Below are 16,809 nucleotides of genomic sequence, written 5' to 3' on the forward strand. Positions count from 1 at the left end.
TCACGTGGAAAGAACTGTGGAGTTCGCCCCGGCGACGGGAGTGTTGAGCCTCATCTGGCTGCTGGTGGCGATTCCCCTCGCCAGCGCGGCCGTCCTGCTGCTGCTCGGCAAACGTGCCGACAAGTGGGGGCACTGGCTCGGCGTCCTCTCGGTCGCCGTCACCTTCGTGCTCGGGCTGATCTTCTTCATCTCGCTCTCCGGGCTGGAGGACGGGCAACGCTCAGCCGAGCTCAACCTCTGGGAATTCATCGCCGTCGGCAGTCTGCAGGTCGACTTCGGCCTGCTCTTCGACCCGCTCTCCGGCGTCTTCGTCCTGCTGATCACCGGCGTCGGCTCACTGATCCACCTGTACGCGGTCGGCTACATGGAGCACGACCCCGGTCGCCGGAGGTTCTTCGGCTACTTCAACCTCTTCGTCGCGGCGATGTTGCTGCTGGTCCTGGGCAACAACTACGTGATGCTCTACTTCGGCTGGGAGGGCGTCGGTCTGGCGTCGTACCTGCTGATCTCCTTCTGGTACACCCGCCCGTCGGCGGCCACGGCCGGTAAGAAGGCGTTCCTGATGAACCGGGTCGGCGACGCCGGCCTCGCCATCGGCATCTTCATCATGTTCGTCACGCTGGGCACCACCGATTACGGCGCGGTGTTCAACGGGCTGAGCGGGCTCTCCGCGACCACGGTGCTGGTGCTGGGGCTGCTGCTCCTGATCGGCGCCTGCGGCAAGTCGGGTCAGTTCCCGCTGCAGGCCTGGTTGCCGGACGCGATGGAGGGCCCGACCCCGGTGTCGGCGCTCATCCACGCGGCGACCATGGTCACCGCCGGTGTCTACCTGATCGCCCGGTCCAACCCGGTCTTCTCGGCGAACGAGACGCTCGAGCTGGTCACCGTCGCGGTCGGCGCGATCACCCTGCTGATGGGCTGCATCATCGGTGCGGCGAAGGACGACATCAAGCGGGTCCTCGCCTGGTCGACGGTCTCGCAGATCGGCTACATGTTCCTCGGTGTCGGGCTCGGTGGTGCGGCGTACGCGCTGGCCATCGTCCACCTGCTGGCGCACGGCTTCTTCAAGGCGAACATGTTCCTCGGGGCCGGGTCGGTCATGCACGGCATGCACGATCAGGTCGACATCCGCAGGTTCGGCGGCCTTTCGAAGCACATGAAGATCACCTGGATCACGTTCGCCACCGGATGGCTCGCGATCATCGGCATTCCGCCGCTCTCCGGCTTCTTCTCCAAGGAGCCGATCATCGCGGCCGCCTTCGAGCGTGAGGTGACCTGGGAGGCCTGGGTGTTCGGCATGGCCGCGCTGCTCGGCGCCGGCCTGACCGCCTTCTACATGACCCGGCTCTTCGTGCTGACGTTCCACGGCCCGGCCCGCTGGACCGAGGAGAACAAGCACCCGCACGAGTCGCCACCGATCATGACGATCCCGCTGATCCTGCTGGCGATCGGCTCGGTGGCGGCCGGCTGGCTGATGAGCACCAGCGTGCCGGACTGGCTGACCCCGGTCTTCGGTGCGGAAGAGGGCGAGGCGGCGCACGGCGTGCTGTCGCACACCGTGATCACGATCCTGTCGCTGCTGGTGACGGTCATCGGGGTCGGCCTGGCCTGGGCGCTGTTCCGCAACGGCACGGCGCTCGAGCCGCAGCCAGCCGGTGTGCTGGTTACCGCGGCCCGCCGCAACCTCTACACCGACGCGTTCAACGAGGCGGTGTTCGAGCGGCCCGGGATCTACCTCACCCGGTTCCTGGTCTTCGTCGACAACAAGGGGGTCGACGGCGTGGTGAACGGCATCGCGGCCGCGGTCGGCGGTGGGTCCGGGCGGCTGCGGCGGCTCCAGACCGGCTTCGTCCGCTCGTACGCCCTGTCGATGCTCACCGGCGCCATGCTGGTGGTCGGCGCCTTCATCGCGATCCAGCTGGGGTGGTTGGTGTGAGCGACTTTCCTTTCCTCTCCATCCTGACGCTCCTGCCGCTGGTAGGCGCCGCGGTGGTGGCGTTCATCCCGCGCACCAGGGCCGAGCTGGCCAAACTGGTGGCGCTGGGCTGGTCGCTGGTCGTCCTGGTGCTCAGCATCTTCATGTGGGTCGCCTTCTCGATCGACGGCGACCGGTTCCAGTTCCACGAGTCGTACCCGTGGATCCCGGCGTGGGGTGTGAACTTCACCTTCGCCGCGGACGGCATCGCGCTCGTCATGCTGATGCTGATCGCGGTGCTGTTCCCGATCGTCATCCTGGCGTCCTGGCACGACGTGGATCAGAGCACGCGATCCGCGCCGGCGTACTTCGCGCTGCTGCTCACCTTCGAGTTCACGATGATCGGCGTCTTCGCCGCGGCGGACGTCTTCCTCTTCTACGTGTTCTTCGAGGTCATGCTGATCCCGATGTACTTCATCATCGGCTCGTTCGGCTCCGGCCAGAAGCAGTACGCAGCGGTGAAGTTCTTCCTCTACAGCCTGGTCGGCGGCCTCTTCATGCTGGCCGCGGTGATCGGGCTGTGGGTGGTCGGCGGGCAGACCTTCGACTTCGCGGAGCTCGCCGCCAACGCCGCCTCGCTGGACACGAACACCGCGCGCTGGCTGTTCCTCGGCTTCTTCGTGGCGTTCGCGATCAAGGCGCCGTTCTTCCCGTTCCACACCTGGCTGCCGGACTCCGGTGGCGCCGCACCGGCCGGTGCCGCCGCGCTGCTGGTCGGCGTGATGGACAAGGTCGGCACGTTCGGCATCCTGCGCTACTGCCTCTCGCTCTTCCCGGAGGCGTCGCGCTGGTTCGCGCCGGCCGCGCTGATCCTGGCCGTCATCGGCATCATCTACGCGGCGCTGCTCGCGGTCGGCCAGAACGACCTGAAGCGGCTGGTGTCGTACACGTCGATCGCGCACTTCGGCTTCATCGGCATCGGCATCTTCGCCTTCACCACCCAGGCCGGAACCGGTGCGGTGCTCTACATGGTCAACCACGGCCTCGCCACCGGCCTGCTGTTCATCGTGGTCGGGATGTTCGTGGCCCGGCGCGGTTCGGCACTGGTCAGTGACTTCGGCGGGGCCGGCAAGCTGGTCCCGGTGCTGGCCGGGGTGTTGTTCTTCGCCGGTCTCGCCTCCCTGGCGCTACCCGGCACCGCGCCGTTCGTCAGCGAGTTCCTGGTGCTGATCGGCACGTTCAGCACGAACAAGCCGATCGCGGTGATCGCTACGCTCGGCATCATCCTGGCCGCCGCGTACGTGCTGTGGATGATCCAGCGGACCACGCAGGGCACGCTCAACCCGGCCCTGACCGAGATGCCGGCGATGTCGAAGGACCTCACCCTCCGGGAGAAGGTCGTGGTCGCCCCGCTGATCGCAATGCTGCTGGTGTTCGGCTTCTACCCGAAGCCGATCACCGACGTGATCAACCCGGCGGTGGAGGCCACCATGGCGGACGTCGGCAAGACCGACCCGGCCCCCACGGCCGTGGCGGATGGAAAGGTGGGCGGCTGAGCCATGGAACAACTCGAACTGCCCTCGATCGACTACGGGGCGCTGCTCCCCATGCTGATCCTCTTCGGCGCGGCCTGTACCGGGGTTCTCGTCGAGGTGCTCTTCCCGCGCCGACTCCGTAACGGCGTCCAGCTGGGTCTGTCGCTGCTCGCGGTGGTCGCGGCTCTGATCGCGGTGGTGATGGAGCGCGGCACTCGTACGATCACCATCGGCGGAGCCGTTGCGGTTGACGGCCCGACGCTCTTCCTGCAGGGCGCGATCCTGGTGCTCGGTGGGGTGTCGCTGCTGCTGATCGGCGAGCGGACCATCGAGAAGGGCGGCGCGTTCGTCTCGCAGGCCGCCGTCACGGTCGGCTCGAAGAAGGACATGGAGCAGGCCGGCGGCCGGCCCGGGTCCACCGAGGTGTACCCGCTGACCACGTTCGCGCTCGGCGGCATGACGCTCTTCGTCGCCGCGAACGACCTGCTCACCATGTTCGTGGCGCTGGAGGTCTTCTCGCTGCCGCTCTACCTGCTCTGCGCGCTGGCCCGACGTCGGCGACTGCTCAGCCAGGAGGCCGCGCTCAAGTACTTCCTGCTCGGCTCGTACGCCTCCGCGTTCTTCCTCTTCGGTGTCGCCTTCCTGTACGGCTTCGCCGGCGGCATCCAGCTGGAGGACGTGCACACCGCGGTGGCCAACCCGACGCAGAGCCAGGTGCTGCTCTACGCCGGCCTCGGCCTCGTCTCGATCGGTCTGCTCTTCAAGGCCGCGCTGGCGCCGTTCCACGTGTGGACGCCCGACGTCTACCAGGGTGCGCCGACCCCGGTCACCGCGTTCATGGCCGCCTGCACCAAGGTGGCCGCGTTCGGTGCCCTGCTGCGCGTGCTCTACGTGGCGTTCGAGGGGGTGCGCTGGGACTTCCAGCCGGTCCTCGGGGTGATCGCGGTGCTCACCATGTTCGTCGGCGCGGTGCTGGCGGTCACCCAGACCGACCTGAAGCGCCTGCTGGCGTACTCGTCGATCGCGAACGCCGGCTACCTGATGGTGGGCGTGCTGGCCCTGAACGACGAGGGTCTCAGCAGCACGATGTTCTACCTGGTCGCGTACGGGTTCTCGGTGCTCGCGGCGTTCGCGATCATCAGCCTGGTGCGGGACGCGGACGGCGAGGCCACCCACCTGTCCCGGTGGGCCGGCATCGGCCGGAAGAGCCCGCTGCTCGCCGCCACCTTCACGTTCGTCCTGCTCGCCTTCGCCGGTATCCCGCTGACCAGCGGTTTCACCAGCAAGTTCGCGGTGTTCGGGGCGGCTGTCGAGGGTGGGCAGACCTGGCTGGTGATCTTCGGCGTGATCACCAGCATGCTGCTGGCCTTCCCGTACCTCCGGGTCGTGGTGCTGATGTGGCTCTCCGAACCGGGGGAGTCCACGCCGGCGGTCTCGATCCCGGGTTTCCTCACCTCGGCGGTGCTGGGCATCGGCGTGATCGTCACGCTGGCGCTGGGTGTCGCCCCGTCGCCGCTGATCGAGCTGACCCGGCAGGCAGCCGACTTCGTCAGATAGGCATCCCTGATCGAAAGCGGTCCAGGTTCGCCTGGGCCGCTTTCGTTTATCGGCCGGCAACGCGATCCATCTAGGATTGTCGTCGTGTCTGAATCGCCCCGCCTGCTGACGCCCGGCTCTCCTCTGGTGGAGACCATCGAGGCGTATCGGACCTGCGAGTTCGCCACCCTCACCAAGAGCGGTGCACCGGTCGCCTGGCCGACCTCCGGGATCGTGAACGCGGACGGGTCGATCCTGCTGACCACCTCGCTGGGCTATCCGCAGAAGGCCTTCAACGTGCGCCGGGACGGCCGGGTGGCTCTGCTCTTCTCCGACCCCACGGCCAGCGGCCTGGACCAGCCGGAACAGATTCTGGTACGCGGAGTCGCCACCTGCCCCGACGAGGTGCACACCGAGCCCACCGGCGACCTGCGGGTGCTGTGGGAGCGGCTGATGGCACGGCAGCCGAGTTCGCAGGCCTACCTGGACTGGCCGATGACGCTGCTGACCGATTTCTATTACATGCGGCTGCTGATCACGGTGACCCCGTCCGAGGTGGTACAGCGGCCCCTTCCCACGCCGTCGAGGCCTTCCGCCAGCACGCTGCTCGGGGCGCCGGTGCTGGCCGCGTTCGAGTCGGCGGTGCTGACCGCGGTCGACGACACCGGTGCGCCGGTGCTGTTGCGTACGACGGTGACCGCCGAGGACGGCGGGTATCGGGTGGCGGTCCCGGACGGCGTTCCGGTCGCGGCCGGGCCGGCCGGCCTGCTGGTGCACCGGCACGACGACGAACTGTCGAAGCTGTACAACGCGAGCGTGCGCGGTGCGCTGGTGTCCGACGGGTCGGGCTGGCTGCTGAAACCGGAGCGGCTCGTGGAGCCGGGGGCGCGGCACAAGGGCGGTGCGCTGGATCAACTCCGGATCATCCGGGAGACCCGGGCCAGCACCAAGAAGTATCTGGAACGTCGTCAGTGGGCTCGTCCGGCCATCCCGTGGGGGCAGTACCGGGCGATCCGTAAGCAGGTCCGGCAGGGGTGAGAAACCACCGCATCAGCCCGGCGGCGGCCCTGCCCGCCGGTGCGGTGCCCAGGCCGCTGCGTAGTCGGAGGACTTTGTGCAGACTCGTACCCATGCTGTCGGATCTTTGATCTTGTCGCGTGCCACCCTGGGACAGAAACCGTCGGACCGGTATGGCATCGTGAAAGCGTGGTGAGCACCGGTGATCTGACTCAGCTGTCGTCGCTGGGCCTCGACGTGGATCCCGCGATGGACGCGTCGGTGTCGGCGACCTTGGTCGCCGTGGAGGAGGCGCTGCGTGGCCATGTGGCCAGCGCCGATCCACTGGTGGCAGAGGCCGCGCGCCATCTCGCCGACGCCGGTGGCAAACGGTTCCGTCCGCTGCTGGTGGCGCTCGGCGCCCAGTTCGGTGATCCGACGGCGCCGGAGATCGTCGATGCGGCCAACGTCGTCGAGCTGACGCACCTCGCCACGCTCTATCACGATGATGTGATGGACGAGGCCGCCGTCCGGCGTGGGGCGCCCAGCGCGAACGCGCGGTGGGGCAACTCGGTGGCCATCCTCGTCGGTGACTACCTCTTCGCCCAGGCTGCCGACCTGGCCGCGGCGCTCGGCACCGAGGCGGTGCACCTGCAGGCGCAGACCTTCGCGCGCCTGGTGCACGGCCAGATCGCCGAGACGGTCGGCCCGCGCGGCAGCGACCCGATCGAGCACTACCTGCACGTCATCACGGAGAAGACGGCTTCGCTGATCGCGACCGCGGCCCGCTTCGGCGGCATGTTCTCCGGCGCCCAGGTGGAGTATGTGGAGGCGCTCGCCGGGTACGGCGAGACGATCGGCATCGCGTTCCAGCTCTCCGACGACCTGCTCGACATCGCTTCCGAGTCGGTGCAGTCCGGCAAGACGCCCGGCACCGACCTGCGGGAGGGCGTGCCCACCCTGCCGGTGCTCTACGCGCTGGCCGACGAGGACACCGATCCCTCCGCGGTCCGGCTGCGTGAGCTGCTGTCGGCCGGCCCGATCACCGACGACGCGCTGCACGCCGAGGCGCTGACGCTGCTGCGCGAGTCGGCCGCGATGAAGCGGGCGCGCGAGACGGTGCGGACCTATGCCGAGGAGGCGCGGGCGCAGCTCGCGCCGCTGCCGGCCGGTGACGCGCGGCGCGCGATGGAGGCGCTCTGCAACTTCATCGCCGACCGCACGGGCTGAGCCGGGTCCGGTCAGCGGTGGAGGCGCTCTGCGACTTCATCGCCGACCGCACGGGCTGAGCCGGTTCCGTTCAAGCGGCGGGGTGGCGGCGTAACAGGCGGCTGCCGAGCAGCATCAGGGCGGCCGCGGTGAGCATCGCGACCGCGCCCGTCATCCACATCGCCGGGTAACCCGCTACCTGGGCCAGCGTGCCCAGGCCGAGCGGACCCAGGCAGCCACCGGCGTAGACGCCGGCCTGGGTGATCGAGGTGGCCGCGGCCGGCGCCTGCGGATGCAGCCGGACCACCGCGAAGTTCACCAGACCTGGCCAGGACCAGCCAAAACCGAAGCCCAGCAGCACGCCGAGGACCAACGCCGCTTCGCCCGGCACGGCCAGCAGGGCCAGGCCGAACGCGCCGCAGGTGAGCAGCGCCGCGATCACCCCGACCTGGGCGCCGGGCCGCCGGTCGGCCTGCCAGCCGCCGACGAGCCGGGCGAGCACGCAGACCGCGCCGCCGAGAGTCAGTGCCAGTCCGGCCGGCCCGGGGGCGATCCCGCGGTCCACGGCGGAGGACACCACGAACGAGCCGAGGGCGTTGGCAGAGCCCGCCGCCAGGGTGCCCGCGAGACCGAGAACGACCAGCGCTCCGGTGGCCCGGCCGGACTCCCGCGACCGATGCTGATCGGTGGGTTCGGCGGGAATCAGCGGAATGGCGGCCACGGCCAGAACTGCCGCAAGCGCGAACGCCCAGCGCCAGCCCAGGGTGAGCGCGACCGCCGGAACCGCGGCACCGGCCAGCAGGGTGCCGATCGGGATGGCCGCCTGCTTGATGCCGAAGGTCAGGCCCTGGCGGCCGGTCGGGACGTTGCGCGACAGGCTGGCGTTGCTCGCCAGCTGGCCCATCGCGTTCGCGGCGCCGCCGACAGCCAGGAACGTGATGAGCATCCCGAGCGAGCCGGCGGCGGAAACGCCGATCAGGGTCAGCGCGGCGAGGGCGACGCCGAGCCGGGCGACGCGGGTCGCGCCGTGACGCTCCACCAGGGCGCCGACGGGTACGGAAGCCAGCGCACTCGCTCCGAAGTAGGCGGAAACGGCGACACCCAGCCCGGCGGCGGAGAAGTCGAGCTCGGATCCAATCTGGACGGCGAGCCCACCGACCAGAAAGACCGGTATCGAAACCGCAGTGGTCGTGGTAAGCGCTCCCAGCGTGGCGCTCTTCGCATTCGTACTGGTGAAACCGGTTCCGTCAGGCTTTGGCATCACTCGGCAGCCTATGCCGAGAGGACGTCGCCCGGATGCGGACAGTCCCGTTGATCACACCGCCCGTGTAAATCGACCGTGATCCACATGCTTTTGGCATTCCTTCCACGAACGATTCTTCATATGGTGTAAGTCCCTGGCCTCGGAGGTAGCTGTGCGTGACCCCCTAGCGGAGCCGTCAGATCTCATCCGGAGCGTGTCGCGCGCCCTGCGCGTGCTGGAGTCGGTCGGACGCGCGCCGCGCGGACTCACCGTGAAACAGATCGCCCGACGGTGCGAGTTGACCGTCGCGACGACGTACCACCTGGTGCGAACTCTGGCCTACGAGGGTTACGTGATCCGCCGGGAGGACGGGACGTACATCGTGGGCCTGGAGATCGCCGACCGCTATCGAGAGCTGGTCTCCGCGTTCCGCGGGCCGCCCGCGGTCGGCGAGGCGCTGCGCCGGGCCGCCCTGGACACCGGCTACAGCCACTACCTGGGCCGGTTCGTCGGTGGGCGGATCGCGGTCACCGCCTCGGCCGAGGGCGCCCGGTCGCCGTTCCTGGACGACATCGCGCCCGGGTTCGACGAGGGCGGCCACGCCACCGCGCTCGGCAAGGCGCTGCTGGCCACGCTCACGCCCGACCAGAGATCCCGCTACCTGCGCGATTATGGGATGCGGGCGTTCACGCCGGCGACGCTGACCACGCCCGAGGCGCTGGAAGCCGACCTGGCCGCCGGCGAGCGGCGCGGCATGCAGATCGAAATGGGACAGTTCCGGCAAGGTCTGGCGTCGGCTGCGGTGATCGTCGTCGCTGATCGGGACATGGAGCGCCGGCTGGTCCTGGCCTGTTCGATGCCGGCTGCCGAGATGCTCACCTCGGCGCGGGTGGTGCGGGCCAAGCTGACCGCTGCCGCGCGCAACGTGGCCGAGGCACTCTCCGGGGGCGAGTCGGCCACCGCCTGACTTCGGGGGCGAGTCGGCCGCCGCCTGACTCTCTGTCCCGGAGCCGCCACGTTTTGACGAGGAGTATTAAGGCGCCGTTGAACCTTCGCGTCGTGTACCGCGTACCAAAGACCGGGACGGACAAGCCGGTTGGAGGCGAAACGGATGCGATGCGAGGACGGGCACGACGACGCCGCCTACGTCCTCGGCGCGCTGTCGCCGGGAGAGCGGGCGGCGTACGAGAGCCACCTGGCGACGTGCTCGTTCTGCCGGGAGGCCGTTGCCGACCTGTCACGCGTACCGGACATGCTCGACCGCCTCGACGCCGACGAGTTCGCCAAGCTCCTCGACCCGACGCTGACCTCGCCCGGACCGCATCCCCGCCCCCGACCACGAGTGCGGGCGTTCCCGATCCGGCTGCTCAGCACCGCCGTCGCGGCGGTGCTGGTCGTTCTGCTCGGTGGCGGGGTCGTGGCCTGGAGCATGAACCAGCAGACCCCGACCACTCCGCCGCCCGGCCCGGCGATTGCGATGACGCCGGTCGAGGACGTCTCGCCGATCACCGCCACGGTTCGGCTCGTCAGCACCGCGGGCGGGACGCAGGTGGAGATGGAGTGCTCGTACAGCAAGGCTGCGGACCGGCCGTTCACCTTCCGGATGATCGCTTACGGGCCGGATGAGCAGCAGGAACAGCTCGGCTCGTGGCAGGCGAAGCCCGGGGCGACGTTCACGATGCAGGGCGCGACGCACTTCGCCGAGGGCAGTCTGGCCCGGCTGGAGGTCGTCCGTTTCGACGGCAAGGCGATGCTGAAGTACAACCTGCCGGGATTCAGCTCCGGCAATTGAGACTTCTGCCGCCTTCCGCGACCCGCCTTCCGCGACCCGCCTTCCGCGACCCGCCTTCCGCGACCCGCGTTCCGCCCCCAGCCCTCTCGCCTTCCCTGCCCGGCCCTCCGCCTTCCGGCGCCGGCTGGTCCGCGTTTCGGTCAGCGGGACGGTAGGGCGGCTGCGGTCTGCCCGGCGGTGGCGGCCGCCGCTTCGGCCGCCGCGCGAACCCGCGCCGCGGCCCGCCCTCCGCGAATCCCATCGACGGTGAAGATGACCAGCGCGACCCAGACCAGCCCGAACCCGGCCAGCCGCGCCGCCGGCATCGGCTCGTGATAGATCAGCACCCCACACGCCAGCTGCAGAATCGGCGCCACGTACTGAAGGATGCCCAGCCCGACCAGCGGCACCCGGTTCGCCGCGCTCGCGAAAAGCAGCAGCGGAACCGCGGTCGCCACTCCGGAGAACAGCATGAGCGCCGTGTGCATCCCCGACACATGGCCGAACTCCGCCCCGCCGGACAGGTTCAGCCAGGTCAGATAGCCCAGCGCGGGCACGGCCAGCACCGCGGACTCGACGAACAGCCCTTCCGCCGGCGGCAACGACATGCGTTTCTTGACCAGCCCGTAGCACCCGAACGAGGCGGCCAGCGTCAACGCAATGTAGGGCAGCCGCCCGTAGTCGATGGCGAGAATGGCGACGGCGAGCGTACCGACCCCGACCGCCACCCATTGCCAGGCCCGCAGCCGCTCCCGCAGCACGAACACACCGAGCAGCACCACGACGAGCGGAGTGATGAAATACCCCAGCGCCGTCTCCACCACCCGGTCCGAGTTGACGCCGTAGATATAGGTGCCCCAGTTGATCCCGATCAGCAGGGCGACCACGACGACCCCGCCGAGCAGGCGCGGCGTGCGCAGAATCCGTCGGAGGAACCGCCAGTTACGCATAACGGTCAGCAGCAGCGCGACGAACACCACCGACCAGAGCACTCGATGCGACAGGATCTCCAGCGCCGGCGAGGGCTGGAGCAGTTTGAAGTAGATCGGGAAGAAACCCCAGATCGCGTACGCCGTGAAGCCATACACATATCCACGCCGCTCGTCGCTCATGCCCCTACCGTAAGGTCGGCCCAGGGGCGCGGTCCTTGCATATGGGCCAGGCCACAAGGCCAATTCCGGGTGGGCGGCTTTTCTGACGTACGAGTCAGCGGCTGACCCAGACGCAGCTACGCGCTGGTGGGGCTACACCGCGATCCAGTGCCGGGCCCAGGCCGAAACGCGACCGCCGGGCTGAAGTAGGTGGTTGCGGTCCCAGAACGAACTGTGGGGCGCCGAACGGCACCCCACAGTATTTTTCGCTGATCGCTGATCGCTGATCGCTGATCGCTGATCGCTGATCGCTGGGTCAGTCTCCGTCCGGGACCAGCATGTTGAGCAGCCAGCTGACGATGCCGACGAGCAGCGCGCCGAGGACCGCCGATGGCCAGAAGTTGTCGACGTGGAAGCCGAGGTCGAGCTGTCCCGCGATCCAGCTGGTCAGCATGAACAGCAGGCCGTTGACGACCAGCGCGATCAGGCCGAGCGTCAGAACGTAGAGGCCGCAGCCGAGCAGCTTGATGATCGGCCGAAGGATCGCGTTGACAAGACCGAAGATCACGGCAACCGCGAGAAGCGTGCCGACCTTCCCGGCCGTGGAATCGGTGGTGAGGCTGATTCCGTCGATCACAACGGTCGCGATCCACAGCGAAATGGCGGTGATCACCAGCCGGATGAGGATGCCCATGGCAGGGGATCGTGCCACGGCCGGACAACCTGCGGGTACAACACTCCGCGATCTTCATCCACCCGTCGCAAATGAATCCGGCATATCCAAATTTGTCGCTCAGAATCCAGCCGCGGGCTGTTGCGCTGCTCCTGCCACTTCCGGCGCGGCGCGGGCTGGGTCACCGATCAGACCCGCCTCGATCTGACTCTGCGCCAGGGCAGCCCAGCGGACCGTCCGCCGATCCACCACCGCGATCATGTCCGGCCGCATCCTGGTCAGATTGACCGCCGTCTCACCCAAATGCAGAGCACCATCGAGCAGCGCGGCCTCCGCCGCCTCGAGCGGCTGAAGCAGCAGCAGGTCAGCCCGGGTGACAGTCTCCAGGTCAGCCGGCCGAACGGCGTCCCACACAACCAGCGTCGTCTGCCAGCGCCCTCCTTCCGGGCGCGCCGAGCCTGCCGGGCTCGGTGAGCGCGCCAAGGCCGCAGAGCCCGCTGAGTCCGTCGAGTCCGGGTGGGTGGCGTCCGCCTGAGCGCCATCGACAATGGTGAGGGTGGGGCGCAGCGGCGAGCCGGCTGGGAGGGCGAGCGGGCGGTTCGGTGGGATCACGGTGATGGAGTCGCCGGGGGACGCGGCACCGCGTACGAAAGGTTCCCAAGCCTGTGGGCGTGTGCTGTGAATGACCACCCGGGCACCTGCCGCCATCGCCCGGAAAGCCAGCAGTTGGGCGCCGGGCAGGCCGCCGACCAGGAGGACCAGGGTTGGATCGGGGCGGAACAGGCGTGCCTGCAGTGGGTGTCCGTGCCGGTTGCGTCCCAGCACCAGGCCGGCGGGCACGGCCGGCAGTTCCGCGAAGGCGAACGACTCCTCGTCCTCCATCCAGCCGCCCAAAGGCAGGGTGCCGGCGAGCCCGGGTAGGTGGGTGCCGTCCCATCGGCGTACCGAAACGCTTTTTGCGGTGAGCAACCGATGCAATGCCTGGACTGCCGTGCCCAGACCGATGGTGTCGGCTGCGGCGATGCGAACCAGGAGACCGGTCGCCTGCCCGGACTGGAGTTCGGTCGTCACGGCCACGGTTGTGGCAGCGGCCGGCAGGTGCAGTAGCCGTGAGACAAGGTGTCCTGGCAGGGTGCCGCCGGCCGGCGGGCTGCAGCGGAACGTGGCCTGGGTCAGGCCGCCGAGGCGCAGGGCGCTCCACGCTTCATGAGCCGTACCGGCCTCGCCGGCGTGGGCCGACTCGGCGATCGCGCGGACCGCCGCGGTCGCGTCCAACGGGCGAACCGGAAGTCGTTTCAGCTTGCGGGTCAGCCGGCGGCCGAGGGCCAGCAGGTCACGACGCAGCTCCTCCTCGCTCCGTCCGCCGCTGCGAAGCACGCGAATTGCCAGCACCACGCTGTGATGTCCGAGCGAACTGCCTTCACAGAGAGCACGGTACGAGCTGGCGGCCGGGCCGGTTCCGGCTCGTCCGGGTGGTGCCGGAGCGCCGGTCAGCACCAGTTGGAGCCGGGCCGGAGGCTGATCCGCCTCGGCGGCGTGCAGCAGCGCGGCGAGTGGCGGAAGCGGTGGCGGCTCAGCCGATGGATCGCCGACCTCGAAGAGCATGGTCAGCCCGAACTCGTCGACCAGCAGCGCAACGGGCTTTCCGGCCAGATCCGCGGTCGTGACGACGGTGCGGGGAGCGCAGAAGTCGAGCACTGCCGGCGGGCCGTCGATCTTTGCGGTTCGTCGGCGGGCGGTGAAACTCACCAGGGTTCCGAACCAGCCGAAGGCCCAGCGGCCGCGTGCGCGTACCCAGGTGAGAGCCAGAACGCCTGCGGAGCAGATCGCGGCCGCGGCCAGGGCCGGACCGCTGTGCAGTGCGCCGAGCAGCACGAGCACGAGAGCGACCTGGGTGGCGACGATCTGGTTCACGCGTACGCCGAAGCGCCGTCCATGTTGGACCCGCGGAGCCGCCACCTCGATGCTCACCTGGACCCCCGTCCGTCAAGCAGGCATTGATCGTCATGCGCGCCCCATCGTAGGGCAGCGGCGGGGGTCGCTCGGAGTTATCCACAATTCCGGTAACGGCGTCATGGTTATCCACAGGCAGCGATCAGGGGCTACCGCGCCGAGTGACCGTGCCGCTACCGTCGGCGGGAATTCCGATCACGTGGTCACAGCGGGCAACGCGCTCGTTGCTGAGCGGCTAACCTAGTGACCCACGTCGATGGAACGGACAGTCCACATCAGATCCGCAAACCGAGAGTGGGTGCATCTGCCGATGGCGAAGACTCAGGCCGAAGCCGCGGTGATGGCGAACACGGCCGTCAAGTTCGAGCAGGCCAACACCGCACTGCACAGCATGTTGAGCACGTTGATGTCCGAGTTGTCGATGCTCAACGGCACCTGGCGTGGCCTCGGGGCGAATGCGTTCGAGCAGGTCAAGGCTCAGTATGCGGCTGATCTGAAGACCCTCAACAACGCGCTCGCAGAAACGGCCGGCGCGATCCGTTCGTCCGGTGCCGGCTACGAGGCGGCCGACGCCGAGGCTGCCTCCCGCGTCACCCGGACCGGTGGCACCTTCACGCTTCCGCTCTGACTCCCTGGAGGATTCGATGAATGACGGTCTTCTACTGGTCACCTTCGGTGCGCTGCAGCAGGCGGGCACCGACATCGAGAAGGCTCTGAACGCGTTGCGGTCGCAGCTCGATCAACTCGAGCGCGACGCCGGTCCGTTGGTGGAGACGTGGGCGGGCGCGGCGCAGGAGGCGTATGCGCAGCGCCAGGCCACCTGGCGGGCGGCGTCCGAGGACCTGCAGAACATCCTGCGGCAGATCAAGGTCGCGGTGGACGACTCGGCGGCGGACTATGTCGCCACCGAACGGGCAGCCACCCAGCGGTTCCTGTGACGGGTTGGCGTACCCTCGCGGGCGACCCGTTTGGGCCGTTCCGTTGGGGTTGGGGTCGCCCGTTCGCGTAATGGCCGGGCCGCCGGTCAGGGCTACCATCGGTTGTTGGATGATCGCTGAGAGCAATCGCCAGACGCCTTTGGTGCCTGTGTGATCTCGTGCCGAGTGCGCCATACTTCCGACTCGGCTGACAGCATGCCGCCGCCCATTGTGATTGCGGCCTGACCTTGTAGGTTATACGCGTTGAGTTGGCTCGTTCGCACGCGCGTAGGGAGAGGTGGACGTGTCCGAGTGGGAACCGGCTACGGACGCCGAGGTCGCGATGCGCGATGCGTTACGCACCGACGATCAGGAGTCCTACTTCCGCATTCTCGCCGGTGTCGACCTCCTGTTACCAGTCTCGGCCGATGCGCTAGCCGGCCTGGCACCACTGGGCTGGGGGACATGGAGCACCGGCGGGCGTACGCATGTACTCGCCTTCACCTCGCAAGAGGCGCTGCGGTCGTGCCTTTCTGACTACACCGGCTCTGCTCGCCGCGTGCCGTACGCGGAGCTTGCCAACACCTGGCCGAACCTCGAGTGGTGGCTGGCGGTCAACCCCGGCCTTCCTATCGAGGGATACCTGCCGGCATGGTTCGTCGCCCAGCTCGCTCGTGGTGACCTGCGCCTGCCGACCCGGGGTCCGGGGCGGGACGCGCACGTCACCTCCAAGATCCAGGAGTTGGGTGCGGCGGCGTTGGCTGCCAGCCGCGGCAATGATGTGGCGGGTGGGCCCACCTACGATCCGGCGGCATCCGGTGCGCCGGCGCCGGTCGCGGCCAGTCCGGGCCGGCCGCCGATGCGGGGTCCTGCGGGTGTTTCCCAGATCTCCCCGTCGGTAGCGCCTATTCCTCCGGTGGGTACGCCGAGCGTGCCGCCTGGCTCTGCCGTTCCGTCCGGACCTAGCGGTTTCGCCGGAGCGCCGAGGCCGGGTGGCTCTGTTCCTGGTGGGTTCCCTGGGGCGCCGGGTGGCTCTGCGTCCGGCACGCCTGGGTTTACCGGGACCCCTGGTGCCGGAGCTGCTGGCGGGCCTGGGTTTGCCGGGGCGCCGGGTGCTGGAGCTCCTGGTGCGCCTGGGCAGTTCGCAGGGCCGTCGGGTGGTTCTGTGCCCCGCGGGTTCAGCGGAGCGCCGGGTGGTGCAGAGCCCAGCGGCCTGGCGGGCGCACCCACCTCGGGTGGGCCTGGCACGCGCCCGGGTGTTCCGGGTGGCGGGCAGCCGCCGGTCGGGCCCGGTGGGCTGCCGGTGCGGGCACCGGGTGTCCCGGCGCCGAGCGGCTTGCCGACTCGTACTCCGGCGCCTGGTGACCAGGGTCCGCCGCGGACTGCCGGTCCTGCAGACTCTTCCGGGCCGGTCACGCCGGCGGGCTATCAGCCTCCCTCGATCCCGCTGAGCCCGAGTGGCGCGACGCCTTCGTCGGGTGCGCCGGCTCCTGGGCGTCCGGGCGCGGGTATGGCGACCCCGGGGTGGGACAAAGCGGGCATGCCGTTCAGCCCTGATCAGGACCCGCGGGGGCCGTTGCAGGATTTGAAGGCTCCGCTGCCGGTCCGTACCCCGATGGCCAACACGCCGCCGGTGCCGGAGCACGTCACTCCTTACGACCCCGCCGAGGCGGCGTTCGCGCCGACTTGGGCGGTGCCGGGCAGCGAGACGCCTCCGGCTGGCGCGCCTGCGGGACGCGACGCGCTGCCCCGACGGCAGCCTGGTCAGTCGGCGGGTGCGGGGCAGCTCTCGAGCATGCCGGGCTTTGTGCCTACCGGCTCGGGGAGCGCCGCGACACCGCCTCCTTCTAACCTGGCTGGCGCTGCGCCGTCGTTCCCCCAGGGGCCGGCCTCGCCGCAGGCTGCGGCCGCGCACGGCGCCACCGCGCCGACGAGTGGGACCGGTGGCCCGGGTAATGCGCTGCCGCGTC

The 16,809-nt window shown here is 69.2% G+C and carries 13 protein-coding genes; 9 read left to right on the forward strand and 4 right to left on the reverse strand.

Annotated features, from left to right (window positions below):
- Positions 1-4: 4 nt before the first annotated feature.
- The 5 genes from nuoL (at position 5) to OHA21_RS40760 (ending at position 7,212) form a co-directional block, all read left to right on the forward strand.
- Positions 5-1,936 (forward strand): NADH-quinone oxidoreductase subunit L, encoded by a 1,932-nt coding sequence (gene nuoL, locus OHA21_RS40740; protein WP_328464432.1) that lies wholly within the window; start codon positions 5-7, stop codon positions 1,934-1,936.
- Entirely contained in the window at positions 1,933-3,471 is a 1,539-nt protein-coding gene (locus tag OHA21_RS40745) for an NADH-quinone oxidoreductase subunit M (protein ID WP_328464434.1), read from the forward strand. The genes nuoL and OHA21_RS40745 overlap by 4 nt, the downstream gene beginning before the upstream one ends.
- 3 nt (positions 3,472-3,474) lie before the next feature.
- Complete coding sequence (gene nuoN, locus OHA21_RS40750; protein WP_328464436.1) at positions 3,475-5,007, forward strand: NADH-quinone oxidoreductase subunit NuoN; 1,533 nt, start codon at positions 3,475-3,477, stop codon at positions 5,005-5,007.
- 84 nt (positions 5,008-5,091) lie between these two features.
- Entirely contained in the window at positions 5,092-6,024 is a 933-nt protein-coding gene (locus OHA21_RS40755; RefSeq protein WP_328464438.1) for a pyridoxamine 5'-phosphate oxidase family protein, read from the forward strand.
- A 228-nt stretch (positions 6,025-6,252) separates the two neighbouring features.
- Complete coding sequence (locus OHA21_RS40760; protein ID WP_328478855.1) at positions 6,253-7,212, forward strand: polyprenyl synthetase family protein; 960 nt, start codon at positions 6,253-6,255, stop codon at positions 7,210-7,212.
- 70 nt (positions 7,213-7,282) lie between these two features.
- On the opposite strand, the gene OHA21_RS40765 is transcribed toward OHA21_RS40760, so the two are convergent.
- Complete coding sequence (locus OHA21_RS40765; RefSeq protein ID WP_328464440.1) at positions 7,283-8,452, reverse strand: MFS transporter; 1,170 nt, start codon at positions 8,450-8,452, stop codon at positions 7,283-7,285.
- A 154-nt stretch (positions 8,453-8,606) separates the two neighbouring features.
- On the opposite strand from OHA21_RS40765, the gene OHA21_RS40770 reads away from it, so the two are divergent.
- Complete coding sequence (locus tag OHA21_RS40770) at positions 8,607-9,401, forward strand: IclR family transcriptional regulator (RefSeq protein ID WP_196417033.1); 795 nt, start codon at positions 8,607-8,609, stop codon at positions 9,399-9,401.
- Between the two features lie 144 nt (positions 9,402-9,545).
- Positions 9,546-10,226, forward strand: coding sequence for an anti-sigma factor family protein (locus OHA21_RS40775; RefSeq protein WP_328464445.1), 681 nt, complete (start codon positions 9,546-9,548; stop codon positions 10,224-10,226).
- Positions 10,227-10,366: 140 nt separating this feature from the next.
- Here OHA21_RS40775 and rarD read toward each other — a convergent pair whose 3' ends face one another.
- The 3 genes from rarD to OHA21_RS40790 all read right to left on the reverse strand — a co-directional run bounded on the left by rarD (position 10,367) and on the right by OHA21_RS40790 (position 13,940).
- On the reverse strand, positions 10,367-11,317 hold the full coding sequence (gene rarD, locus OHA21_RS40780) for an EamA family transporter RarD (RefSeq protein WP_328464447.1): 951 nt from the start codon (positions 11,315-11,317) through the stop codon (positions 10,367-10,369).
- 295 nt (positions 11,318-11,612) lie between these two features.
- On the reverse strand, positions 11,613-11,990 hold the full coding sequence (locus tag OHA21_RS40785; protein ID WP_328464449.1) for a phage holin family protein: 378 nt from the start codon (positions 11,988-11,990) through the stop codon (positions 11,613-11,615).
- 99 nt (positions 11,991-12,089) lie between these two features.
- On the reverse strand, positions 12,090-13,940 hold the full coding sequence (locus tag OHA21_RS40790; RefSeq protein ID WP_328464451.1) for a type VII secretion protein EccE: 1,851 nt from the start codon (positions 13,938-13,940) through the stop codon (positions 12,090-12,092).
- A gap of 292 nt (positions 13,941-14,232) precedes the next feature.
- Between OHA21_RS40790 and OHA21_RS40795 the strand changes: the two genes are divergently transcribed.
- Together OHA21_RS40795 and OHA21_RS40800 are read left to right on the forward strand one after the other, a co-directional pair.
- Positions 14,233-14,550 (forward strand): WXG100 family type VII secretion target, encoded by a 318-nt coding sequence (locus OHA21_RS40795; RefSeq protein ID WP_328464453.1) that lies wholly within the window; start codon positions 14,233-14,235, stop codon positions 14,548-14,550.
- 16 nt (positions 14,551-14,566) lie between these two features.
- Entirely contained in the window at positions 14,567-14,860 is a 294-nt protein-coding gene (locus OHA21_RS40800; protein ID WP_328464455.1) for a WXG100 family type VII secretion target, read from the forward strand.
- Positions 14,861-16,809: the final 1,949 nt, after the last annotated feature.

Source organism: Actinoplanes sp. NBC_00393 (genome assembly GCF_036053395.1).
Classification (GTDB): Bacteria; Actinomycetota; Actinomycetes; order Mycobacteriales; family Micromonosporaceae; genus Actinoplanes.

Coding starts and splice junctions, on each gene's coding strand:
- nuoN (WP_328464436.1), top strand. CDS start 3,475: ATGGAACAACTCGAACTGCCCTCGATCGACTACGGGGCGCTGCTCCCC.
- OHA21_RS40760 (WP_328478855.1), top strand. CDS start 6,253: ATGGACGCGTCGGTGTCGGCGACCTTGGTCGCCGTGGAGGAGGCGCTG.
- OHA21_RS40765 (WP_328464440.1), bottom strand. CDS start 8,452: ATGCCAAAGCCTGACGGAACCGGTTTCACCAGTACGAATGCGAAGAGC.
- OHA21_RS40775 (WP_328464445.1), top strand. CDS start 9,546: ATGCGATGCGAGGACGGGCACGACGACGCCGCCTACGTCCTCGGCGCG.
- rarD (WP_328464447.1), bottom strand. CDS start 11,317: ATGAGCGACGAGCGGCGTGGATATGTGTATGGCTTCACGGCGTACGCG.
- OHA21_RS40785 (WP_328464449.1), bottom strand. CDS start 11,990: ATGGGCATCCTCATCCGGCTGGTGATCACCGCCATTTCGCTGTGGATC.
- OHA21_RS40795 (WP_328464453.1), top strand. CDS start 14,233: ATGGCGAAGACTCAGGCCGAAGCCGCGGTGATGGCGAACACGGCCGTC.
- OHA21_RS40800 (WP_328464455.1), top strand. CDS start 14,567: ATGAATGACGGTCTTCTACTGGTCACCTTCGGTGCGCTGCAGCAGGCG.